We start from the raw sequence: 20,854 nt of genomic DNA on the forward strand, positions 1-20,854 counted from the left end.
TACCTACCCCAACTGTCCGCCGCCCCACTGCCTCCCATGCCGCCGCCCATTCCGCCCATTTGGGCGTTGATCGGCACGCCGGCGAAGGCAGCAGGCAATTGGATTTGCAGCGGTTTCTCAGTGAGGTTCTTCACCAACAGGTTCGCTTTGGCAGCATTTTGCGGGATGAAAGTCGCTTCGACTTGTCCGGCGTCCATCGCCGCGAAAAGGCCTGCCTGATCGACGATTTCGCCACCACCGGCATTCGCAATCGGCGTAACAGCCAAGTTGGCCGCTGCGAACGAGGCCAACGCCACAAGGGAAAGAACCGAAAAACGGGCGGTCGAGGCTGCAAAGCGTTTCACGGCGTTTGTTGCAAAGCGTTTCACTGTGTTGATCCGAGCGGAGAAGAGGGAGAAAGGTGGATCGGGAACTCGAGAGTTTCGAGGGAGAGGACATGAGTCTAATTGAGTCGAGCCAAATTCACAAATTTTTCGCCGTGAAAGTGCGATTCTCGAGCACGAATGTGCCCGCAAAATCGAATCTTCACGCCGATGTGGCTGCCAAGAGCCCGCCAGGCAAGACTCTGGCTCAATCCATTAACCTGGCTCAATCCATTACTCAGGCTCGAACGATTACTCTGGCCCAAACGATTACTCTGGCCCAAACCATTACTCTGGCTCGAACGAATCTGAAAATGTTGTCGCTAGACTTCGGTGAACTGAATTCGGGCGAATACAGCTACGGGGTCGGACACGCCAAATTTCAAAACTCTCTCACCACACTCACGAGCGAACTGTTTACCGCCACACCCAGGAATGTCGACAGCCCAAGAATGTCCGTTCGCACCGATCCTCCGCATCGCAACGGATACGCGAATCATTCGCCCTCTCACTCAGCCATCGCCGAACCAGCCGATCGAGGCGAGCGTTCTGCGTGAAGATCGAACGAGCCGGTGAGGCATCCGTTCTCGACGTCAGGACTTTTTCTTGCCGCTGATCGGGACCGCCAGGGGGCCGCCGAACGCGTCGTAGATCACCAGAAAGTTCAGCAAACCTGCGATCATCGTGAACCAAGTCCCCATCTCGTAGCCGCTGCCGCGACGCGCGTACCAGGCCGCCACCTCATCGGCCTCACCCTCCAAGACCGGACGATGCGGGGGCGCCATGAATCCTCGCCACAGCGGCCGATAACTGTCGAGCGTTCGTCCCGTGGTCGGATCGGTGGCGCGTCGCATTCGATCGCCCTGAACGAGCGCCGGCAGCGCGGCGGCGCCGACACCGGCTTGCAAGAAATAATGCCACCGGCGGTCTCCCGGTTGCCATGAGGCGTAAACCACGTTCCAACCGCCCAACGCAAACCCCAAGAACCAGATCGACAGAACGCTGATGATGAACAGCGTCGCCTTCGAATGCCGCCCCTGATAAATATGCCCGGCCCCCGGCACGATCCACGCCAGGAACGCCGCCAGGTAGCGGTTCTTCAGATCGACCTCGATCCCGTCGACTTCGATCAGCGAATCGCCGTTGAGCACCTCGGGCGACAACTCGATTTGGCCGGGCTTCTTCGCCCCGTCGCCCTTCTTGGATTTGTTCGAATTTCCGTCATTCGAACCACCGTCCGTGCTCGAACTCTCGCCGGACGCCGATTTTTCGCTGGCGTGCGGCTGTTGCGAAGTGGATGTCCAAGAGCGAGCGGCCATAGTCGTTTGGAAATCGTGGAACGATGGAGAGGAAGCGAAACCGGTTGCCGGCGTCGAGTCGATTGCACGCCGAAGACACGAATCCGATCGTGTGATTGCGGGAAAAAACAAGGCACATAGCGTGGCAAAACGATGCCGCGTTCCGCCTTATTAGTTTGTACCGGTTGTGCGTGACGCCTATTGTGCGAAATATTCGCTCCCGGCGATAGCCAAGCCACCCGGACGATCCAGTTCGGCTAGAATCGGTAGATATGAAAGACTCATCTGTTGCTCCTGTTTTCCTGTTTGATCCCGCACGACAGCGGCGATTAATCAATGGACTCGTTGGTCGGGTGGCTGCCTCTCGCAGCGATCACGAGCGACTTTTGTTGGCACAGTCGGCTCAACATCAAGACCTCGAACGCAAGCTCGCCGAACAGCTCGCCGAGGTTCGACAAAACTGCCAGCAAGACCGACAGAGTACGCTCAAACAATGGGACAAGGCCCAAGAGCAGGCGATCGCGGCCTACGAAGCGGCCACCGTCCAAACCCGCGACCAACTGCGACGGATTCGGATCAAGTATCGCAAGGCGGCCAAAGAACAGACCGATGTGATCGAAGGCAAAGTCGAAAAACGACTGATCGCGATCGAACATCAATACAACCAACGCAAAGGGCAACCGAAAAAGCAGCAGGCCGAACAGTACCAACAACTCGACGAAGCCCTCGCGGCCGGCGACGAGGACCTGCAGTGGGCTCGCGACCTGACCATGCGGCGGCTCGATCAATTGCTCGAGGTGAACTTCCCGGCAGACCCGTACGCGGAATTCCAAGAAGCCGAACCCACCAACGTTCGCGACGCGATCGAATTAATCAGCCGACAAAACCGCCGCGTCAAAGCGGTCACGGTCGACATGCAGAAGGGGTTCGCGTCGAAGACCGTCGACTCTTTCTATCTGCCCGCCGGCGTCGCCGTGTTTATCGCGATCGGCAGCATCGTGATGCTGACCATGAAACCGCAACCGCTGATTTGGTGGTTGATCGGGTTGGTCGCCGTCGCCGGTGTGTTGGGGTTCATGATCTACGCGATTCTGCTGTTCCCGCTACGCCGGATGACTCGCAAATTGCATCCGCTCTCCGAACGCATTCGACACTCCGCCGAAGTGGCCGTTCAGCAAGGCAAGGCGATTTCGAAGAAGCAGGCCGAGGAGGCCGCCCAAGAATTGCTCGACCGCCGCAAAGCTCACATCGCCGAAGCCGAACGGTGGAAACGCGACCAACTCGCGGACTTGAAGAGCAAACTCGACAAAGCCCAATCCGAAGAGCAGGCCAAACTCGAATCGCAACTCCAACGCATCGACGCTCAATTCCGCAGCGGCTTCGCGACGTTGCAAAAGACCATGCGGGAGCGAGCCGATACGCTCGCGTCGAACATCTCGCAAACGCTCACCCAAACCGACCAAGCAGCCGGGCAAACCCGACGCCAGACCCTCGCCAGCCACCAGCAAACACTGCAATCGCTCGCCCAACGGCTCGAGACCGGACTGCGTCGCGGAATGAATCGCATTTTGGCGGCAACCGATTTGGTGCACTACCGGTTCCCGCCCTGGCAACAGATCCTCTCCTCGCCGCCGGACCCGCATGAATCGATCGACTTCCTGCCGCTCGGACAAATCCGTTTGGGCAAACGTCTAAAAAAGAAATTCGACGACGCACTGGGATACGCACACAGCAGCGACTCGCCGGCCGAAGCCGACATCCTTTCAAAGATCGACATTCCCGACACGATGCCGTTGGCGATTCACCGCCGGCGTCATTCCGGTGTGCTGATCGAAACGCCGTCGGAGAAACTCGACGAAGCGATCGATATTGCTCATCAAATCCTGTGGCGACTGCTCAGCAGTGCGATGCCGGGCCGGGCACGCGTGACCCTGATCGATGCCAACAGTCGTGGTCAGCACTTTGCCAGCTTCATGGCTCTCGCCGATCACGATCCACAATTGATCCACCACCGCGTCTGGACGACCAGCGATAAGATCACGCAGCGATTGACCGAACTGACACAACATGTCGAAAACGTCTTGCAAGCCAGCCTGCGGGACCGGTTCGAACGGATCGAGGATTACAACGAAGTCGCCGGTTCACTCGCCGAACCCTATCACGCGGTCGCGGCGGTCGGATTCCCCGACGGCCTGTCGCGGGATTCCTACATGCACCTGCAGTCGCTGATCCAAAGCGGCGCCCGGTGCGGCGTGTTTGTGATCTTGGTCGTCGAGAAAGATCGACCTTGGCCGACGGACATGCCACCGCTGCGCAGCGACAAGCTGTTGCGGATCGGCTATCGCGAGGCCCTCACACCGGTCGTCGAACAGCAACCCGACGACTCCGGTGAAGAGGATGGTAAACAGCCCGCCTACGTTCCACCCGAACCGGGGTCCGCGGCGCACTGGGTTTGCGAATCCGACGGCCTCGAGGATCTCGAGTTCTGGCCCGCTCCACCGCCACCGTCGGAGGTCCGCGACCCGTTAATCCGGCGAATCGGCAAAGCGTCTTTGGAAGCCGCACGTGTCGTCGTGGGACTCGAATCGCTGCTCCCCGACGGTCGCGTTCCGACAGGCGACGAAACACAAAATACCGACAACGGGATCGCGATCACGATCGGCAGCCAAGGTGCCGGGCGAACACGCAACCTGCTGCTCGGCGAAGGCGTCCGCCAACACGTCTTGATTGCCGGTAAGACGGGTTCGGGCAAGAGCACGTTGCTCCACAGCATCATCACCGCCGGTGCGGCGCAGTACACGCCCGACCAACTGCAGTTCTATCTGCTGGACTTCAAGAAAGGGGTCGAGTTCAAAATCTACGCCGACAGAAACTTGCCACACGCGCGTGTGATCGGCATCGAAAGCGAACGCGAGTTCGGCCGCAGCGTCCTGCAACGCCTCGACGCTGAATTAACGTCCCGCGGGGAAGCGTTCCGTGACGCGAGCGTGCAGGAGGTCGCCGAGTTCCGGTCCAAGCGGCCCGACACGACGATGCCACGCATCGTGCTCGTCATCGATGAATTCCAAGAACTGTTCACGCGCGACGATTCGCTCGCGGCCGACTGCACCGCACTGCTCGACCGGCTCGTTCGCCAAGGCCGTTCGTTCGGGATCCACGTCATCCTCAGCAGCCAATCGCTCGCCGGTGCGAACAGCCTTCCGCGTGCGACGCTCGGACAAATGGCGGTTCGGGTCGCGATGCAGTGCAGCGAATCGGACGCCGCGTTGATCCTCGCCGACGACAACACCGCCGCTAAACTTCTGTCGCGACCGGGCGAAGCGATCTACAACGACGCGAGCGGACTGCTCGAAGGCAACCATCCCTTCCAAGTCGCCTGGCTCGGGCCGCAAGAACACGAGGCGATGCTTAACGAAATCACTTCGCGCGACGCTTCGTTCGGCGAAACACTCGAACCGGCGATCGTGTTCGAGGGAAACCGTCCGAGCCGTTTCACCGCGAAACTCGCCGACATCGCGATCCAATCCGCGACCACATCCGACCGCGTTGCAGGATTGCTCGGAGAAGCCGTCGAACTCGGGCCGCCGACAACGCTGCGTTTCCAATCCGACACTGGACGCAACGCCCTGCTCGTCGCGCCGCCTAAGATGCGGGTCGGCATTGTCGGCACCTTCATTGCGTCTGCGATCAAACACTCGCCGGACCTATCGATCATCTTTTTCGACGGGTCGCGAGCCGACGACGGCGAATCGCCCGCGGATTGGATTCGCGCCTCGGGCATCACCGCCGAGCTGGTCCGCACCCGCGATGCAGAGAACAAGATGATCGCGTTGTCCAACCTCGTCGCCGCACGAGTCGCGAAGGAAACCGGCCGCGAAGTCGAAACGCCTCCGAAACAACCCAGTGATCACGCCAACTTCCAAGGCACGTTCTCACTCGATGATCCGAGCGGCCCCAGTTCCGACGCGTCACCGACAGACCAATCTGCGGACAACACGAACGGGCAACCAGATGCTGCACCGGAGCCGATCGAAGATGACGGCCGAACGATGTTGGTGATTGTTGACGCCCTGGACCGGATGCGTGATTTAAGGCAAAGTGAGCAGCTCGATTTCTCGCTCGACGCGGCATACAAACAAAACGGCAGCAAAGCGTTCCAATCGGTGCTCCGCGACGGACCCTCGGTCGGCGTGTTTGTCTTGGTCACGTTGCCGTCGGCCGAAATCCTATCGCGATGGTTGCCTCGCCAAAGCCAACATGATCTCGAGATTCGACTGATCGGCCCGATCAACGCAGCCGACTCGTCGCTGCTGATCGATTCGCCGGTCGCGTCTGAACTGTCCCCCGCCACCATGATTCTTTACGACGATGCCGATGGCCGCACGACGAAGTTCCGCCTTTGCGACCCACCTCCTCCAGAAGAAGTCGCCGCTCTGCTCGGTTGACCCATCGGTTCATGCCTGGCGACACCATCACCGACCCGCCCGCCGCAATCGACCTGCGTGCCCCAGTCGATCTGCATGCACTAATGGATCGACGTTCCCCAGTCGTACGCACCGCGTGCCGCTGGTCCCGTCGCTCGTTCTTGTTTTTGCGATCGTCCTGCCGGCGATGAGTTCCTCGACGACGCACGCCGAAACTCAGGCTCCGCCGCAACGTTCGATCCGGATCGCCAGCATGAACGTTTCGCTCTACGGCGATTCGTCCGGCCAAGTCGCCGATCGACTGCAAGGCGGCAGCGATGCTCAGGCGATCAAGTTAGCCAAGATCATCCGAGCCATCCGTCCGGACGTCCTGCTGCTCTGCGAAGTCGACTTTGACGCCGACGGTAAAACGCTCAACCGGTTCGCGGATCTCTACCTGAATGCGAAGCGGGAAGGCAGTGGCGAACCAATTTCCTATCCTCACCGATGGTCGATCCCGACCAACACGGGAATGATCGCGGACGCAGATTTGGACGCCGACGGACAAACCGGTCTCCCCAACGACGCGTGGGGATTCGGACGCTATCCCGGACAATACGCGATGGCCGTTTTGAGCCGGTTCCCGATTGATCGCAAAAACGCGAGAACCTTTCAAACGTACCGGTGGTCCCAACTGCCCGGCGCACTGCGTCCGATCGATCCGCAAACGAACGTTCCCTACTACAGCGACGAGGTTTGGCAGAAACTGCGATTGTCGAGTAAGAATCACGCCGACGTGCCGATTCAAATTCCTACCGAAAATCGCACGCACCGCATGCTGCATTTTCTCGTCAGCCATCCGACGCCACCGGTGTTCGACGGCCCGGAAGACCGCAACGGATGCCGCAATCACGACGAGATTCGATTTTGGCAAGAGTTCATCGAACACCCCGACGCAGAATTCCTCGTCGACGACGCGGGTGTCTCCGGCGGGCTCGCTAAGGAAGAGTGGTTTGCAATCGCCGGCGATCTGAACTCCGACCCCGAGGCCGGTGACAGCCGTCGATCCGCAATCGTCAACCTTCTAAACAGCGACAAAGTACACCCCGTTGCACCGGAGAACGGAACCCATTCGACCACAACCGCGTTGTTTGGCACCCGACGCGTTCGCGTGGACTACGTCATCCCTTCGGCAAACATCCCCGTTGTTGACAGTGGCGTGGTTTGGCCGGAACCTAACACGCCGTTGGGACGATGCCTCGACGCGACCGACCACCGAATGGTTTGGATCGACATTCAACCGATTTCCGATGACTCCGACTCTCCATGACGCTGCAGCAAATCAATGTCCCCGACTCGATCAAAAGCCTCCCGTATCACGACCGATCCGAAACCTTAATCGACACCGCCAACGAAGCCATCGAGGCGTTCATGTTGGCGGATCAAACGGTGATCGAAAACTTCGTCACGTGCGATTTTCACCTTCTCGATCAAGCACTCACCTGGATCGAACAGTCTCACCTGATCGCTGGCAATCGGTTCTGCGAATGGGGAGCCGGGTTCGCGGTCGGATCGCTATTGGCCGCTCTGCGTGGCATGGAATCGGTTGGGATCGAAATTGAACCGCGACTCGTCCACGAAGCGAACGAACTCGCCCAATCGCTCGGCAGCTCTTCGCGAGTCTACTGCGGCAGCCTCGTGCCACGCGACGTCGAAGGCCTCGAAGACATCGCCAACGAAGTACGCAATGTCGATACCGAGGAAGGTGACATCTACGACGAAATCGGTTGGGAGATCGACGACTTCGATTTGTTCTTCGCGTTCCCTTGGCCCGGCGAACATGGTTTCTTTGAACACATCTTCGACGTCCGCGCGTCGACCGGTGCCTTGTTGCTGACCTACCGAGGCCGCGAAGGCATGAACCTGGTCCGCAAGATTTCCTAAAGGTGCATCAAGATCGAGAATGAGGGGCAGATCCGTAGCGAAAGTCGCCAAGACTTTCGGCGATTCATGATCCCTTCCGAAACTCTTGGCGAGGTTCGCTACGCCAAGATTTGGCTGTCTTCGATGACTCGCCATTTCGTTTCGTCTCCAACTCGCTGCTCACCGCGACCAATTGCGTTCGCAATTGAGATACAGTAAACGTTTCGCCTCAGCCGAATCCGTTCCCCCAATTTGATAACTCAGGCCACTGCCCCATGTTGCTCAGCAAACTCATTCACCCCGAGATCACTTCCATCCTTGCCGCGTCCGGTCACCACAGCACGATTTTGATCGCCGATGGCAATTACCCTTCGCTCAACAAGCGAGGGCCGAACGCAAAACTGATCAGCATGAATTTGATGCCCGGACTGATCACGTGCGATCAAGCCTTGCAAGCGATCTTGTCGGCGGTGCCCATCGAAGCTGCGATGACCATGCAAACCGAAGAGTCCGGGCCGTACGCCCTCGACGGCGATCCACCGGTTTGGGACGACTACCGCAAAACCCTTCGCGATGCCGGATCGGACGTCGAACTTAAACCGCTCGAGAAGTGGGCGTTCTACGATCACGTGATCACACCGGACCACGTCCTCACCATCCAAACGGCCGACCAACAGCGTTACGCGAACCTGCTTTTGGTCATCGGCGTGCGGATGAGCGAAACCGAATAGCCGTGATTTGCTAGCAAGCTCCGCGTCTCCGCCGATCAATTTTCAGTTTGATTCCGCGTTGACGGCGCGTACACTGCAACTCGGCCGATGCCATTTTGTATAGGTACCGGTTCGATAAGTGACGCCTGCTCGATCACGGCTGCGACGATCAATTTCGCAGCGTCGTTTCGTTCGAACGGCCGATCGGCATCAATACAACGCGGAGTATCGATTGTGTCAGGGGACGACTCACATCACACCGGTCAGGAGCAGGATCGGGGTCAGGAGCTGGCTCAGCGTCAAAGCCAGGGCCAAGATCATGGACAACGCCAAGGCCACGGACAACGCCAAGGCGCCGGACAAAGCCCACTGGAGAAACCCGCGGCGCGTCTTGCCCTGATCCTTGTCGCTGGTTTCGCGGCCGCGTTGACCTTACCGCACCTTCGCGACGAACAAACAACCGCCCCGACCTCGGTGCCTGTTGCGTTCACGTCGGAACCGATTGAGCCATTGACCGGAACGCCGCCGACTCTCCCCCGAATGTCGCCGCTGCCGAGAACCACTCAGGCGGAACGTGTGCGTTTGATGAGGATTCCGATAAATGTCGCGAGTGATCGAGAGCTCGGTTTGTTGCCAAATATTGGGCCCAACATGGTCACCAAAATTCGTCGGCGCCGAGAGACGTGTGGCGAGTTCCTTTCCCTGCCAGAGCTTTCCCAAATCAACGGGCTCGGTGCATCGACAATTGAAGCGATTGCTCCTTGGTGCGAGATTGACCAAACGCACTCGGGGTCGTATCGTTCCGTCATCAAAACCGTGCCCCCACTTTGCCACGTTACCCTGGATCGATGAGATGGCATTAGCCGAAGACAAAGTCCGCGAAGCACTCAAAGAGGTCATTGACCCCGAACTGTACGTCAACATCGTTGACCTCGGGTTGGTCTACGTCGTCGATGTCGGTGATGAGAAGGGGGACGGGCGGCACGACGTGAACGTCGAAATGACGCTGACCAGCCCCATGTGTCCTGCTGGGCCGCAACTTGTCGCCGGCACCAAAGCCGCTGCCGAGTCGCTCGACGAAGTCGACTCGTGCGAAGTCAAAGTGGTCATGGAACCGGCTTGGTCGCCCGAACTGATGACCGATGAGGCCCGTGACCATCTCGGCATCTACTAACGGACCCCCTCGACTTGCTTCGACATTCTCACGAGATCCGCGTCGCCTATCAGGAAACCGATGGGCAACGACGTGTCCACCACGCCAACTATCTCAACTATTTCGAACGTGGGCGTGTCGAGATGCTGCGCAGCCTCGGTCACGACTACAAGAGCATCGAAGACAGCGGCAAGATGCTCGTCGTCACGGAAATGAACGTCCGCTACTTCGCCCCGGCCGACTTCGATGACGTCCTGACCGTCACCACCGAAGTCATCGAGCTAAGAAAGGTGCGAATGCGGCACCGCTACACCATCCATCGAGGCGACACCGTCTTGGTGGAAGGCGACTCGGTCATCGCATGCGTCGATCGCAACGGGAAACCAGCCCGCCTGCCAGACCTCACCCCCAACCCCCGCCCCGGCTCAGACGCCACCGCGTGACGCACAGCCCTCTCTCGTCAACCGAGCCCCATCGTGAACCGAGCCCCATCGTGAACCAAGCCTCCGACGTGCACCAAACCCCACTCGCTGCCCCGAGCACCTCTGCCGATCGCGTACCGCGGCGTCCTTCCACACTCCCGAAGGCCATCGCATCCGCGCCGGCAAACATGCGGCTCTCACGTGCCAAGGCGGGTGTCGCCGCTGTCGTGACGCTACTCGGATTAACGAGCGTCGGTTGCGGCCCCGAACGGATCGAACCGGATGACTTTCCGCGACGCGAACGCGAGGAGGTCATCGTCTCTTCCGCCGAGCCCGAAGCGGACGCCCCCACGGCGAGGTCGGCAGAACCAAACACCGGCACGGGTCGCGGCGATGCGCTGCTCGACGCCGCCATGCGTGGCGAGCTGGACTCGGTCAAAGAAATCGCATCGTCGGGCACCGATATCGACGCCACCGGGGAAGGCGGACGCACGGCATTGCAGCTCGCCGCCTATGACGGGCACCTCGAAACCGTTGAGTGGTTGATCGACCAACACGCGGAGATCGACCACCGCGACGAATTCGGACGAACGGCGTTGATGTACGCCGCCACGGGCGACAACGCATCGACCGTCAAAGCCCTGCTCGCGGCCGGTGCCGACATGGAACTCGTCGATGAAGACGAACACTTCAACGCGTTAATGTTCGCCGCAGCAGAAGGGCAAACCAAAGTCGTGCAGTTGTTGCTCGACAAAGGAGCCGATCCTTCGGTCGAAGATGTCGACGGAGAGTCGGCGTTGGACTTCGCCAAAGCGAACGGACACGCTGACGTCGTCGAACTACTCGATCAATAGAGTCTTCTCACACGAGTGAAACAATCGCTTCGACCAGCCCGTCGATGTGGCCTCGTTGATGAGCCGCCGACAACGAGATACGCAGCCTCGCGGTTCCTTCAGGTACGGTCGGTGGTCGAATCGCGGGAACGTAGTAACCTCGCTCGCGAAGCCGGGTACTCATCGCAACGGTTGCCTCATCGCTGCCGATGATCACCGGCACGATCGGTATGCCCTCAAAGATCTCCCTGTCCGCGGTCGCGTCACCGCCACCACAAGGGCCGAGCATCTCATCGGGCAAACGGTTCCCTAACTGCTCGCGCAGGCAAGCCGCCAACCGCGTCACGTGCTCGCGTCGCGCCCGCAGTCCTTCCATCGACGCAATCACCCGTTCCGCCCCGGCGGCGGTCCGTGGCGACAACGCGGTGCTGAAAATCAGTGTCCGACAAAACTGGACCAGATAATCCGTCACCACCCGCGGGCCTGCAACAAAACCGCCCTGATGACCGATCGCTTTACTCAGTGTTCCAATACGAACCGCGACGTGGTCTCGAACCCCGAGAGCCTCGCACAGCCCGCCTCCGTTTTGGCCGAGCACCCCCGTGCCGTGCGCTTCGTCGACGAGGACCTGCGCGTCATACCGCTCGGCAACCTGAACGAGTTCCCGCAGCGGTGCGGCGTCGCCGTCCATGCTGAACACGCCATCGGTCACAATCCAAACACGTCCGAACCGCGGCCGAGACTCTTGCAAGACACCCTCAACGTGCCTCACATCACGGTGGGGATACACCTGCCGATCTGCTTTCGACGCCCGACAACCATCGATCAACGAAGCATGATTGAGCTCGTCGCTCAGAATCAAATCGCCTTCACGACATAACGTCGCGACCGCACCACTGCACGCCGCGTAGCCGGAAGGGAACACCACCGCCGACTCAGTCCGCTCCAACCGAGCGATCGATTTGGCCAACCGATCATGAGCCGGTGTCCAACCACATACCAACGGACTCGCCGTCGCCCCACACTGCTCCTGCCCGAAGAACGCTTCCCCCTTCTCTGCCTGACCACTGCCAGAGCGATGAACACTGCCAGAGCGATGAACACCGCCAGAGCTATGAACACTGCCAGAGCTATGAGCACCGCCGGAGCACTCAAGACCGTCGCCACACTCACCGCCGAGCCCCTCGGCAACAATCCCGAGATAGTCGTTGCCGCCAAAGTTGAGCAGGCGTTCCGACTGGTCAGTGACCAGAGACACGCCGTCGAGGTACTGAACGACCAACCGGCGCGTCCGCCCCCGCGACTTCATTTCATCGAGCGAACGTGCAAAGTCATCGAACGGGGTGCGGTCTGGCATCTAGCAAAAATGGGTCGCAAAGGAAGCGTGAAGACCGCCGCAGTTTACACGCCGGTGCTAGACCAACGCCATCTTCTCGCGAACCATCGACACCGCAACACCGAGCACCGACATCACGCCCGGAGCGTCACCACCCTCCGTCGCACCTGGCGATCCCATTTCAGGACACCATTTCCGCATCGAGACACGCCCATCGGTCAACTTCACGACGACCAATGAGTTCTCAGTGCACTCGCCTTCCTGTTCGATAATCAGAAAGTCACCATCGAGAACGCCATACTCAGAGAACGAATTGCCCGAAACCTGAACGACGAATCGTTCTCCGGTCGCGAGCGTTTTCCCGAGATCAATGGCGTCCGTCGGATTGGTATCCAACTCAGAAGGGTGATCCGAAACCACGCCCATCAAAGGCAGTCCGGTTGCCGACCGAGCGTTCTCACCGGTTAACTCGATGGCTCGCGATTTGTTCGCTTTACGCGAGATCAGTCCCTTCCGCTCCAGTGCACGCAAATGGCACATCACGCCGTTGGGACTCTTGATTCCAAAGTGTTCGCCGATTTCACGAACAGTCGGGCCGTAGCCACGCTCTTGGATGAGCGAACGGATAAGTTCGTAAACTTTCTTCTGGCGGTCGGTCAGTTGTGGCTTAGCCATAAAACCTCGTTAGGGGGCAATCCAACGGGATATCGGAGGGTAGGAAGGCGGGTAAGTGGAGACAGTGAACTATAGCCCATGAATCACTTTGATGACGGGATTCTATCGTGGGAAAGTGTGCGGTATATCACTATTCACACGTCCAGTGTGCCGCTGGATGCGTCAACTCGCCCCTTGCTAGAATTGAGCAACACGTGCTGCCCACTCTGCAGTTTGATGTATACGGAGGTCCAGAAAAATCCCCTGAATGAAATTTTTTTGCCAAGAACCCAAACACCACACGCTCAAAACGAGCGTTTTCAGCGCAAGCTATAGAATAGCAGCATGGCCAAACCGAACGGGATGCACCAGTAAGCGAACCAGTGCAGACGCGCCTCACGGCTCCAGTGGATCAGCCATTTCAACGCAAAGATCCCGACCACAAACGCACACGCGGCGCCGATCATCAAAGTCGCTACGGGAAGTTCCGACGCCGCTTCGGTCCCGTCAACGAGGTCTTTCACCGCCAAAGTCGTTGCACCGAGGATCGCCGGGATCGCCAACAGGAACGAGAACGTGACCGAGTCCTCGTTGCTCAGGCCCATCAACCGACCACCCAAAATGGTTGAGCCGCTACGACTGATTCCAGGCAGGATTGCGACCGCCTGGAAGCAACCGACCACAAACGCCCCCAACCAGCTCATTTGGGTGTATTCGCCCACTGTAGGTTTCAATCTCCCCAGAACGATCAGCAACACACCCGTCACGATTAACATCGATGCGGCCAATACGGGACTTTCGGTAATCCAAGGAAAGCCACGTTTGATCGTGAGCCCGATGACAACCGCGGGCAAGGTTCCGACTACCAACAACCCGATTACCCGCCGATCGCTCGTGAGCAATTTAAGAATCCTTCGCCAATAAACAACAAGGATCGATCCGAGCGTGCCGGCGTGAAGGATAATCACGAGCGTGGCCGACTCGCCGAGGTCACCTAACAAGTTGTCGAGAATGACCAAGTGCCCGGAAGAGCTGATCGGTAGAAACTCAGCGATCCCCTGCACAACAGCGAGAATCAGAACACGAATAAGATCAGGCACGAGGGACGACCGAACGATGAGGGCGAAACAGAATCGGGCATTGCCAATACTCTGTTCCAAACTACTTTAGCGAGGCGAGTTGCCTACCACTGCGACAGCATTTTTAACATGAATCCTTCACGCCGAGATTGAACCTGTGATGAACGCATCCGAGACTGACGATTATGAGGGTCAGGTTCAAAGCGACGATTACAAACACTCGTCCGACGATAACGGCGGCGAGCCAACCCGCGCTGCGACACCCAACTCGGATTCGTCACTCGCAAAACCCGCCGGTTCGTTGACAGGCGATGTCATTAATATCTTCCGCGGTTTCTGCATGGGCGCCGCTGACACGGTCCCTGGCGTCAGCGGCGGCACCGTCGCCCTCATCCTCGGTCACTACGATCGATTAATCGCCGCGATCAGCAACATCGACACCGAGGCGGTCGGCCTGCTTCGCCGGCGACGCTGGACCTCCCTGATCGAGAAACTCGATCTGCGTTTCACGATCGCACTTGGGATCGGAATCGTGGTCGGGATCGGATCACTCGCAGGCCTCATGCACCATCTGCTGCTTCACCAAATGAATCAAACGATGGCGGTGTTCTTCGGGTTGGTACTGGCGAGTGTTTGGGTCGTCCGTCGCAACGTTTCACGTTGGGCAATTCCCACAATGCTCGCCTGCGTCGTGGGAATCCTGATCGCCTTGGCGGTGTCCCAAATTCCGACGAGCCACGGTGAAATCAACTTGCTGTACCTTTTTTTCAGCGCCTCCATTGCGATCTGCGCGATGATCCTCCCCGGCATCAGCGGCGCGTTTGTGCTGTTACTGCTGGGCGTTTATGAACCAGTGATCGGGATGATCAAACAGTTCTTCAAACTCAACATCGACGTCATGATCGTGACGCGGTTGACGGTTTTCGCGATCGGATGCGGCTTTGGCTTGCTCGCCTTCTCGCGATTGCTCAACTACCTCTTGCGGAAACACCACGACATGACAATGGCGACGCTCATCGGACTCATGATCGGTTCGATCGGACGTCTCTGGCCGCTGCAAGCCGTCACTCCGGAAACCGCTGACATGGAACTCAAATTCCAAGAGCACGTCTTCATTTCTCCGGCGCAGTACGATGGCAACATCGCCACCCTGATCGTTCTCGCCGTTGCCGCCGCCCTCGTCGTCCTGATCGCCGACCGAGTCACCCGCAACGCCCACATCGAAGCCTCCTGAAAACGTCGCCTGTGTAACGCGGCAACATTGCTTTCGGGGTAGGTCGTAGGGGAACTTGTTAAAGATCCTCATACATCAGGATCTTTAACAAGATCCACTACAAGAAACGAGAACCAACACAAACGACTAGGCGATCTTGAACTGAGTATTCGCCCCCGACATTCGGTCGTGCACCTGAATCACCCGCCGGGCTTCTTCGCACTGCGAAACACTGCCGAGCGATTCGACAAACCGGCAGGCGGCATACTGAGTCGACAGGCGTTCGTATTCTTCTACCCATCGTTTTCGCTGTGGCATCCGTTCCGGCGTGATCGGCCAAACGCCCGGCCGAGGCTTGAGGTGGTCATCGATCCCGATCCGCCATGGTTTGGGGGACACCCGGGCGCGAAAGCAATTTTGGTTGAAACACATCCGAACATAAATCGGATCGGCCCCAATCGCTTGGAAGAAATCGCGCACCGCGTCACCACGTGGATCGAAGGTGGAATGGGAAACCAACACACGCCATCCGCGTGGGGTCTCATAGAGCCGCATGCCCCAATCCGAATGAGAATTGGAAAAACGCTCGATCCGATCGCGAGCGGCCTGCTTGAGCGACCCTCGCATCCGGTCGCGCAACCAATGCCATGCACTGCCCAGAAGCGTCACCACGACAAACGCTCCGAGCAGGTACAAGAAAAGAGAACGCAGCCCTTCGACCCGCCACGCCAGCACGATGTAAACGATCGAATAGCCCCAGAAAACGTATCCGTACGGCCCGCACCCGGGACGCTCCTCTGCGTCCACGTCCGCGATCAAAACGTCAGGCGTGTTGAGACACAACGCTCCATAGGCATTGCGAGTCATCACCGACTCACCGTGTCGTGAAACGATCTCTTCGCGAATCGGCAATCCGTCGGCACCGTTGTAAGGCACCTTGGGTTCGGCCAGCAGCGTGGATTCACCGCTAGTGATCTTCTTAACCGCGTCGTCGACTCGTTGCTCGGCATGCTCCTGCGCGGCCGATTGACTGTCGTCAGACCAACCGAACCGACGCACCGTCATCTGTCGGTTGTCGTGTTTGATGGTCCGTTTTGACTCGGCCCAGTAGGAAGGGACAATCATCGAGCGAATCTCAGGTGGTAGGCAATAAGAAACCAGACCCCACCAATCTTAAGGCCTGCTCACAACCAATTCATCGCCCCATCACCGCCAAAACATACCCTCACCCTCGTAGTTCCGTCTTTCCAAGACGGATCCCCCACAAACAACCATTGCCCTAACATCATCCAATCAACGGCCCCAGCCCCGGCACCGCGCCCGGCACCGCCCCCGGCCTCCAAACATGCCCCTCTCGGTCTTGGAAAGACCGAACTACGTGCGCACGCGCGAATCCACCGCCCCCCTCGAACACCAAACCGCATTCGAGGACGTAGGCTAACCCCGGTCAATCAATCGCAGCAGCGGCGAGATCGTATCCTTGCGAGGCCACGATTTCACATTTGCGAATCTGGCCGATCTCGACCGGTGACTCTTCGCTGACCTGCGAGACATAGACCAACCCGTCCACGTCCGGCGCTTCGCTTCTCGTGCGACCGATGAAGACGCCTTCTTGCTCGGGCATTTCCGCGTCGATCAAAACGTCTTCCACACCACCGACCCGGCTGCCATTCCATTCAAACGCGATCGACTGTTGCAGCGCCATCAACTCGTCGCGGCGCCGGTTTGCGATCTCAGGATCGACGCGGTTGGGCAACTTCGCCGCCGGCGTGTCGTCTTCCACCGAATACGTGAACACGCCCAAGTTTTCAAACTGCGACTCCTCGACGAAGTCCATCAGCTGCTTGAAGTCATCCTCCGTCTCGCCGGGGAACCCAGTAATCATCGTCGTCCGCATGACCAGCGAATCGATTCGCTCTCGCAGTTTGCGTACGATCTCGGTCTGCAGTTTTCGAGTTGTCTTTCGCGACATCCTTTTCAACATCGCGTCGCTGGCGTGTTGCAACGGCATGTCGATATAAGGGACGATCCGTCGAGCCGTTGCGATCGTGTCAATCAGAGAATCGTCGATGTACATTGGATAGAAATACATCAAACGCACCCAATCAATCGACTCGATCCGGTCGAGCTGTTTCAACAGATCGTTCAGGCGTGGTTTGCCGTAACGGTCCATTCCGTAGTACGTCGTGTCTTGAGCGACGACGACGATTTCTTTCACGCCGCTGCGGCCGAGACGATCCGCCTCCTCAACAATCTGCTCGATCGGTTTGCTGAAGTGCTTACCTCGCATCTTCGGAATCGCACAGAACGTGCAAAGCCGGTCGCATCCTTCACTGATTTTCAGATAGGCAAAGTGACGCGGGGTGACCGCCGACCGAACCGCGTCGCTGAGCGGATTCACCGCGGCAGGTTTGAAGACCGTCCGTTGCTCCTCGAGCCCCGAATACAATTCATCGACAACGCTGACGATATCGTTTCGCCCGAACACACCAACGAGGGCATCAATCTCCGGGCGATCCTCGAGCAGTTTGCCCTGCTGGCGTTCAGCGAGACATCCCGTCACGACAACATTCCGCAGTTTGCCATCGCGTTTGAGAGTCAACATTTCGTCGATCGCGGCCATCGATTCATCGCGTGCTGAATCAATGAACGCACACGTATTGACCACAACAAAGTCCGCTCCTTCGACCGAATCGACCATCCGATAGCCGTCCGCATCGAGCCGTCCGAGCATCTGTTCGGTGTCCACGAGGTTTTTGGGACAACCCAACGAGACCACCGCGTAGTTGCCTCTCGCCCCGTTTGTATTCGGTTCGACGGCGCCCGCAGTCTCCGGATTCCCGCTCGCCCCGTCCGCACCCGCGTTTGGTGAATTCGGCGGTGCAACGACGTTGATATCGGACTTTTGGTAAATCGGGAGCTGCATCGAAACGCGTCAAACTGTTCAAAAAGGACTACACGGGCGTGGCGAACGGATGACGCATTAGATCAGAAAAGGCCATTTTGACAATTTGAAATTTTCATTTGCTCTGCGTTGATTCGGCCCCGGCACCTTTCGATGTGGCACCGGGTTTGCGACAATCGCGGGTTAGCCGGACCATGCTCCGTGGCGATTCGTCAGTCGCCTCTCATCGAAAACCACCATTGAACCAAACTTATCTCAGGGTGCAGCGTTTGACGCTGACGAAAAGGAACCGCCATGCGTTGGAAAGGTAGACGGCAAAGCGAAAACGTCGAGGATCGACGAACGATGGGACGCCCCGCAGCAGTCGGCGGCGGCATCGGCATCGTATTGATCGCGATCGTGATCGGATTGCTCGGAGGAAACCCACAGCAATTCCTCCAACAAGCCCGACAAAATCAAGCCGCCCCGGGCCCCGGTGGCGAACCCGCTGAACTGACGCCCGAAGAACAGGAAGCCGGCGAATTCGTCGCCACCGTCTTCGCAGACACCGAAGATGTCTGGACGCGGTTGTTCGCCGACAACGGCTTGGATTACCGGAAACCGACCCTCGTGCTGTTCAAAGATCACGTCCGCAGCGGTTGCGGAATGGCGAGCAGCGGTACGGGGCCGTTCTACTGCCCGGCGGACCAGAAGGTTTACCTCGACACGTCTTTCTTCAGCCAGCTCTCTCGCCAACTCGGTGCCCCCGGCGACTTCGCACAGGCCTATGTCGTCGCGCACGAAGTCGGCCATCACGTTCAGAAACTGCTCGGCTACACCGACCAAGTCGACAAAATTCGACAACAGGTTCCCGAGGTCGAATACAACAAATACTCTGTCAAACTCGAACTGCAGGCGGACTTCTTCGCCGGCGTGATGCTGCATCATGCTGATCGAATGCACAACATTATCGAACGCGGCGATATCGAAGAAGCGTTGACGGCCGCCCAAGCAATCGGCGACGATACGCTGCAACGCCGCAGCAAAGGGTACGTTCAACCGGAAACGTTCAACCACGGTACCAGCGAACAACGTGTTCGATGGTTCAGCAAAGGGCTGAAAACCGGCGACCTCAGCCAAGGCGACACGTTTGGTGCCGAAACACTGTGATCGATCGCCGTGTTTTTTCCACGGATCGGTTCGGCACACTTCATCCCACGTAAAACAAATCTGTTTTGAATTTCGCTTGTGAAAACCCGGCGGGGAACGCTGACGACTCAGGTGCTGCACAGGACGCGATCCGTGCCCAAGTCATTGACCAAACGAAATGCGTTGTAGTGAAAGTCGGCACGCGCGTGCTGACAACCAACGAAGGCAAACTCGATTTAGCCCGCGTCGACCTGCTCGCCGCGCAGCTCGCGAGGATCGCCGACTCGGGCCGCCATGTAATCATGGTTAGTAGTGGAGCGGTCGGAGCCGGCGTCGCGAAACTCGGCCTGCCGACACGCCCGGTCGGCATCGCCCGGTTGCAAGCCGTCGCCGCGATCGGACAAGCTGACTTAATCAAAGCCTACGAGAAATCGCTCCTGCGTCACGGCTACCAAGCCGCACAGGTGTTGCTCACCAAGAGCGACCTGCGCCGGCGCAGCGGATACCTTCACGTTCGCAACGCTCTCAACGGCATTCATGAATTCGGCGCGATCGCTGTCGTCAATGAAAACGATTCCGTCGCCGTCGCGGAACTCAAGACGACTTTCGGCGATAACGACCGACTCGCCGCTCACGTCGCCGGTCTATTCAACGACGCACTGCTGATTCTGTTAACGGACGTGCACGGACTCTACGACGGGCACCCCGACAACCGAGACAGCAAGAAAATCGAAGTCGTTCGCGACCTCGACGGCGACGTGATGTCGATGGCCGAAGACAAAAATTCCGCGGTCAGCAAAGGCGGCATGGAAGGCAAACTACGTGCCTCGCGACTGGCGAACTCGCACGGCCACCCAACCATCATCGGCCCCGGACGCCAAGACGATGTGCTCGACCGCATCTTCGCGGGCGAACGAGTCGGGACGCTGTTCATTCCACCCAAACGCACCCTCCGTGGCCGGCGTCGTTGGATCGGCAGCGCGGCCGTCGTCGCCGGCAGCCTCTACCTCGACGACGGTGCTTCGCGAGCGATCTGCAACCAAGGCCGCAGCCTACTCGCCGTCGGAATCGAACGCGTCGAAGGAACGTTTTCTCATGGAGACGTTGTCAGCCTGATCGACCGCAATGAACAAGAGATCGCTCGCGGGCTGGTGAACTACCGCAGCCACGAGATCTCCCTGATCGCCGGACGATCCAACGCTGAAATCGAATCCATTCTCGGCCACCGCCCCTACGAAAACGTCATCCACCGAAACAATTTGGTCCTGCGAAATCTAGCCGAAACCGACGTTACCGAGCATTAAGAACTGCCCGAAAAACTCATCAGCCGATGCGCGTTAGCCGCGGTTAACACGACCGGTGCCAATGCACTCCCGCTGACCAATTGATCGAGGTCTCCGGATCGTTTCCAGGCATCAGGCGCGAACCAAAACCG

18 protein-coding genes and 1 pseudogene are annotated in these 20,854 nt (G+C 58.5%); 12 read left to right on the forward strand and 7 right to left on the reverse strand.

Annotated elements, in window-relative coordinates:
- Positions 1 to 344: pseudogene (locus tag RSSM_RS12560) on the reverse strand (hypothetical protein); the annotation flags it as partial.
- A 161-nt stretch (positions 345 to 505) separates the two neighbouring features.
- Here RSSM_RS12560 and RSSM_RS12565 point away from each other — a divergent pair.
- Positions 506 to 919: a hypothetical protein gene (locus tag RSSM_RS12565; protein ID WP_144059769.1), complete on the forward strand. Its 414-nt coding sequence runs from the start codon at positions 506 to 508 to the stop codon at positions 917 to 919.
- 36 nt (positions 920 to 955) lie between these two features.
- Here the strand turns inward: RSSM_RS12565 and RSSM_RS12570 are convergent, their stop codons facing one another.
- A complete protein-coding gene (locus RSSM_RS12570; RefSeq protein WP_008679002.1) occupies positions 956 to 1,681 on the reverse strand; it encodes a DUF6677 family protein in 726 nt (241 codons plus the stop codon).
- A gap of 251 nt (positions 1,682 to 1,932) precedes the next feature.
- Between RSSM_RS12570 and RSSM_RS12575 the strand changes: the two genes are divergently transcribed.
- From RSSM_RS12575 to RSSM_RS12610, 8 genes are all read left to right on the forward strand, one after another.
- Positions 1,933 to 6,105 (forward strand): FtsK/SpoIIIE domain-containing protein, encoded by a 4,173-nt coding sequence (locus RSSM_RS12575; protein ID WP_008679004.1) that lies wholly within the window; start codon positions 1,933 to 1,935, stop codon positions 6,103 to 6,105.
- Between the two features lie 166 nt (positions 6,106 to 6,271).
- Positions 6,272 to 7,393 (forward strand): endonuclease/exonuclease/phosphatase family protein, encoded by a 1,122-nt coding sequence (locus tag RSSM_RS12580; protein ID WP_044302437.1) that lies wholly within the window; start codon positions 6,272 to 6,274, stop codon positions 7,391 to 7,393.
- A complete protein-coding gene (locus RSSM_RS12585) occupies positions 7,390 to 8,007 on the forward strand; it encodes a class I SAM-dependent methyltransferase (protein ID WP_008679008.1) in 618 nt (205 codons plus the stop codon). Before RSSM_RS12580 ends, RSSM_RS12585 begins: the two co-directional genes overlap by 4 nt.
- A gap of 254 nt (positions 8,008 to 8,261) precedes the next feature.
- Positions 8,262 to 8,717, forward strand: coding sequence for an RbsD/FucU family protein (locus RSSM_RS12590; protein ID WP_008679010.1), 456 nt, complete (start codon positions 8,262 to 8,264; stop codon positions 8,715 to 8,717).
- A gap of 213 nt (positions 8,718 to 8,930) precedes the next feature.
- Positions 8,931 to 9,548 carry a ComEA family DNA-binding protein gene (locus RSSM_RS31645; RefSeq protein WP_008679012.1) on the forward strand — a complete coding sequence of 206 codons (618 nt, stop codon included), beginning with the start codon at positions 8,931 to 8,933 and terminating at the stop codon, positions 9,546 to 9,548.
- A 1-nt stretch (position 9,549) separates the two neighbouring features.
- Positions 9,550 to 9,870 carry a metal-sulfur cluster assembly factor gene (locus RSSM_RS12600; protein WP_008679014.1) on the forward strand — a complete coding sequence of 107 codons (321 nt, stop codon included), beginning with the start codon at positions 9,550 to 9,552 and terminating at the stop codon, positions 9,868 to 9,870.
- Between the two features lie 14 nt (positions 9,871 to 9,884).
- Positions 9,885 to 10,292, forward strand: a complete 408-nt coding sequence (locus tag RSSM_RS12605; protein WP_008679016.1) for an acyl-CoA thioesterase — start codon at positions 9,885 to 9,887, stop codon at positions 10,290 to 10,292.
- A gap of 50 nt (positions 10,293 to 10,342) precedes the next feature.
- The gene (locus tag RSSM_RS12610) at positions 10,343 to 11,125 is read left to right on the forward strand and encodes an ankyrin repeat domain-containing protein (RefSeq protein WP_008679017.1); all 783 of its coding nucleotides are present in this window, start codon (positions 10,343 to 10,345) and stop codon (positions 11,123 to 11,125) included.
- Between the two features lie 7 nt (positions 11,126 to 11,132).
- Here RSSM_RS12610 and RSSM_RS12615 read toward each other — a convergent pair whose 3' ends face one another.
- The 3 genes from RSSM_RS12615 to RSSM_RS12625 all read right to left on the reverse strand — a co-directional run bounded on the left by RSSM_RS12615 (position 11,133) and on the right by RSSM_RS12625 (position 14,194).
- Positions 11,133 to 12,461: an aminotransferase class I/II-fold pyridoxal phosphate-dependent enzyme gene (locus RSSM_RS12615; protein WP_008679020.1), complete on the reverse strand. Its 1,329-nt coding sequence runs from the start codon at positions 12,459 to 12,461 to the stop codon at positions 11,133 to 11,135.
- 57 nt (positions 12,462 to 12,518) lie between these two features.
- Positions 12,519 to 13,115, reverse strand: a complete 597-nt coding sequence (gene lexA / locus RSSM_RS12620; protein ID WP_008679021.1) for a transcriptional repressor LexA — start codon at positions 13,113 to 13,115, stop codon at positions 12,519 to 12,521.
- A gap of 299 nt (positions 13,116 to 13,414) precedes the next feature.
- A complete protein-coding gene (locus RSSM_RS12625) occupies positions 13,415 to 14,194 on the reverse strand; it encodes an undecaprenyl-diphosphate phosphatase (protein ID WP_008679023.1) in 780 nt (259 codons plus the stop codon).
- A 139-nt stretch (positions 14,195 to 14,333) separates the two neighbouring features.
- On the opposite strand from RSSM_RS12625, the gene RSSM_RS12630 reads away from it, so the two are divergent.
- Positions 14,334 to 15,407, forward strand: a complete 1,074-nt coding sequence (locus RSSM_RS12630) for a DUF368 domain-containing protein (RefSeq protein WP_008679026.1) — start codon at positions 14,334 to 14,336, stop codon at positions 15,405 to 15,407.
- A gap of 126 nt (positions 15,408 to 15,533) precedes the next feature.
- Here RSSM_RS12630 and RSSM_RS12635 read toward each other — a convergent pair whose 3' ends face one another.
- A complete protein-coding gene (locus RSSM_RS12635; RefSeq protein WP_008679028.1) occupies positions 15,534 to 16,511 on the reverse strand; it encodes a hypothetical protein in 978 nt (325 codons plus the stop codon).
- Between the two features lie 322 nt (positions 16,512 to 16,833).
- Positions 16,834 to 18,312 carry a 30S ribosomal protein S12 methylthiotransferase RimO gene (gene rimO, locus RSSM_RS12640; protein ID WP_008679030.1) on the reverse strand — a complete coding sequence of 493 codons (1,479 nt, stop codon included), beginning with the start codon at positions 18,310 to 18,312 and terminating at the stop codon, positions 16,834 to 16,836.
- A gap of 273 nt (positions 18,313 to 18,585) precedes the next feature.
- Between rimO and ypfJ the strand changes: the two genes are divergently transcribed.
- Positions 18,586 to 19,440 carry a KPN_02809 family neutral zinc metallopeptidase gene (ypfJ, locus tag RSSM_RS12645; protein ID WP_008679032.1) on the forward strand — a complete coding sequence of 285 codons (855 nt, stop codon included), beginning with the start codon at positions 18,586 to 18,588 and terminating at the stop codon, positions 19,438 to 19,440.
- 65 nt (positions 19,441 to 19,505) lie between these two features.
- Complete coding sequence (gene proB / locus RSSM_RS12650; RefSeq protein WP_008679034.1) at positions 19,506 to 20,723, forward strand: glutamate 5-kinase; 1,218 nt, start codon at positions 19,506 to 19,508, stop codon at positions 20,721 to 20,723.
- Positions 20,724 to 20,854 lie beyond the last annotated feature (131 nt).

The sequence above is a fragment of the Aporhodopirellula sallentina SM41 genome (assembly GCF_000346505.1).
GTDB classification, from domain to species: domain Bacteria; phylum Planctomycetota; class Planctomycetia; order Pirellulales; family Pirellulaceae; genus Rhodopirellula; species Rhodopirellula sallentina.

What these genes read in the sequence shown, in the direction of transcription:
- RSSM_RS12570 (WP_008679002.1), bottom strand. Translation starts at nt 1,681, where the DNA reads ATGGCCGCTCGCTCTTGGACATCCACTTCGCAACAGCCGCACGCCAGC.
- RSSM_RS12575 (WP_008679004.1), top strand. Translation starts at nt 1,933, where the DNA reads ATGAAAGACTCATCTGTTGCTCCTGTTTTCCTGTTTGATCCCGCACGA.
- RSSM_RS12580 (WP_044302437.1), top strand. Translation starts at nt 6,272, where the DNA reads ATGAGTTCCTCGACGACGCACGCCGAAACTCAGGCTCCGCCGCAACGT.
- RSSM_RS12585 (WP_008679008.1), top strand. Translation starts at nt 7,390, where the DNA reads ATGACGCTGCAGCAAATCAATGTCCCCGACTCGATCAAAAGCCTCCCG.
- RSSM_RS12590 (WP_008679010.1), top strand. Translation starts at nt 8,262, where the DNA reads ATGTTGCTCAGCAAACTCATTCACCCCGAGATCACTTCCATCCTTGCC.
- RSSM_RS12600 (WP_008679014.1), top strand. Translation starts at nt 9,550, where the DNA reads ATGGCATTAGCCGAAGACAAAGTCCGCGAAGCACTCAAAGAGGTCATT.
- RSSM_RS12615 (WP_008679020.1), bottom strand. Translation starts at nt 12,461, where the DNA reads ATGCCAGACCGCACCCCGTTCGATGACTTTGCACGTTCGCTCGATGAA.
- lexA (WP_008679021.1), bottom strand. Translation starts at nt 13,115, where the DNA reads ATGGCTAAGCCACAACTGACCGACCGCCAGAAGAAAGTTTACGAACTT.
- RSSM_RS12630 (WP_008679026.1), top strand. Translation starts at nt 14,334, where the DNA reads ATGAACGCATCCGAGACTGACGATTATGAGGGTCAGGTTCAAAGCGAC.
- RSSM_RS12635 (WP_008679028.1), bottom strand. Translation starts at nt 16,511, where the DNA reads ATGATTGTCCCTTCCTACTGGGCCGAGTCAAAACGGACCATCAAACAC.
- rimO (WP_008679030.1), bottom strand. Translation starts at nt 18,312, where the DNA reads ATGCAGCTCCCGATTTACCAAAAGTCCGATATCAACGTCGTTGCACCG.
- ypfJ (WP_008679032.1), top strand. Translation starts at nt 18,586, where the DNA reads ATGCGTTGGAAAGGTAGACGGCAAAGCGAAAACGTCGAGGATCGACGA.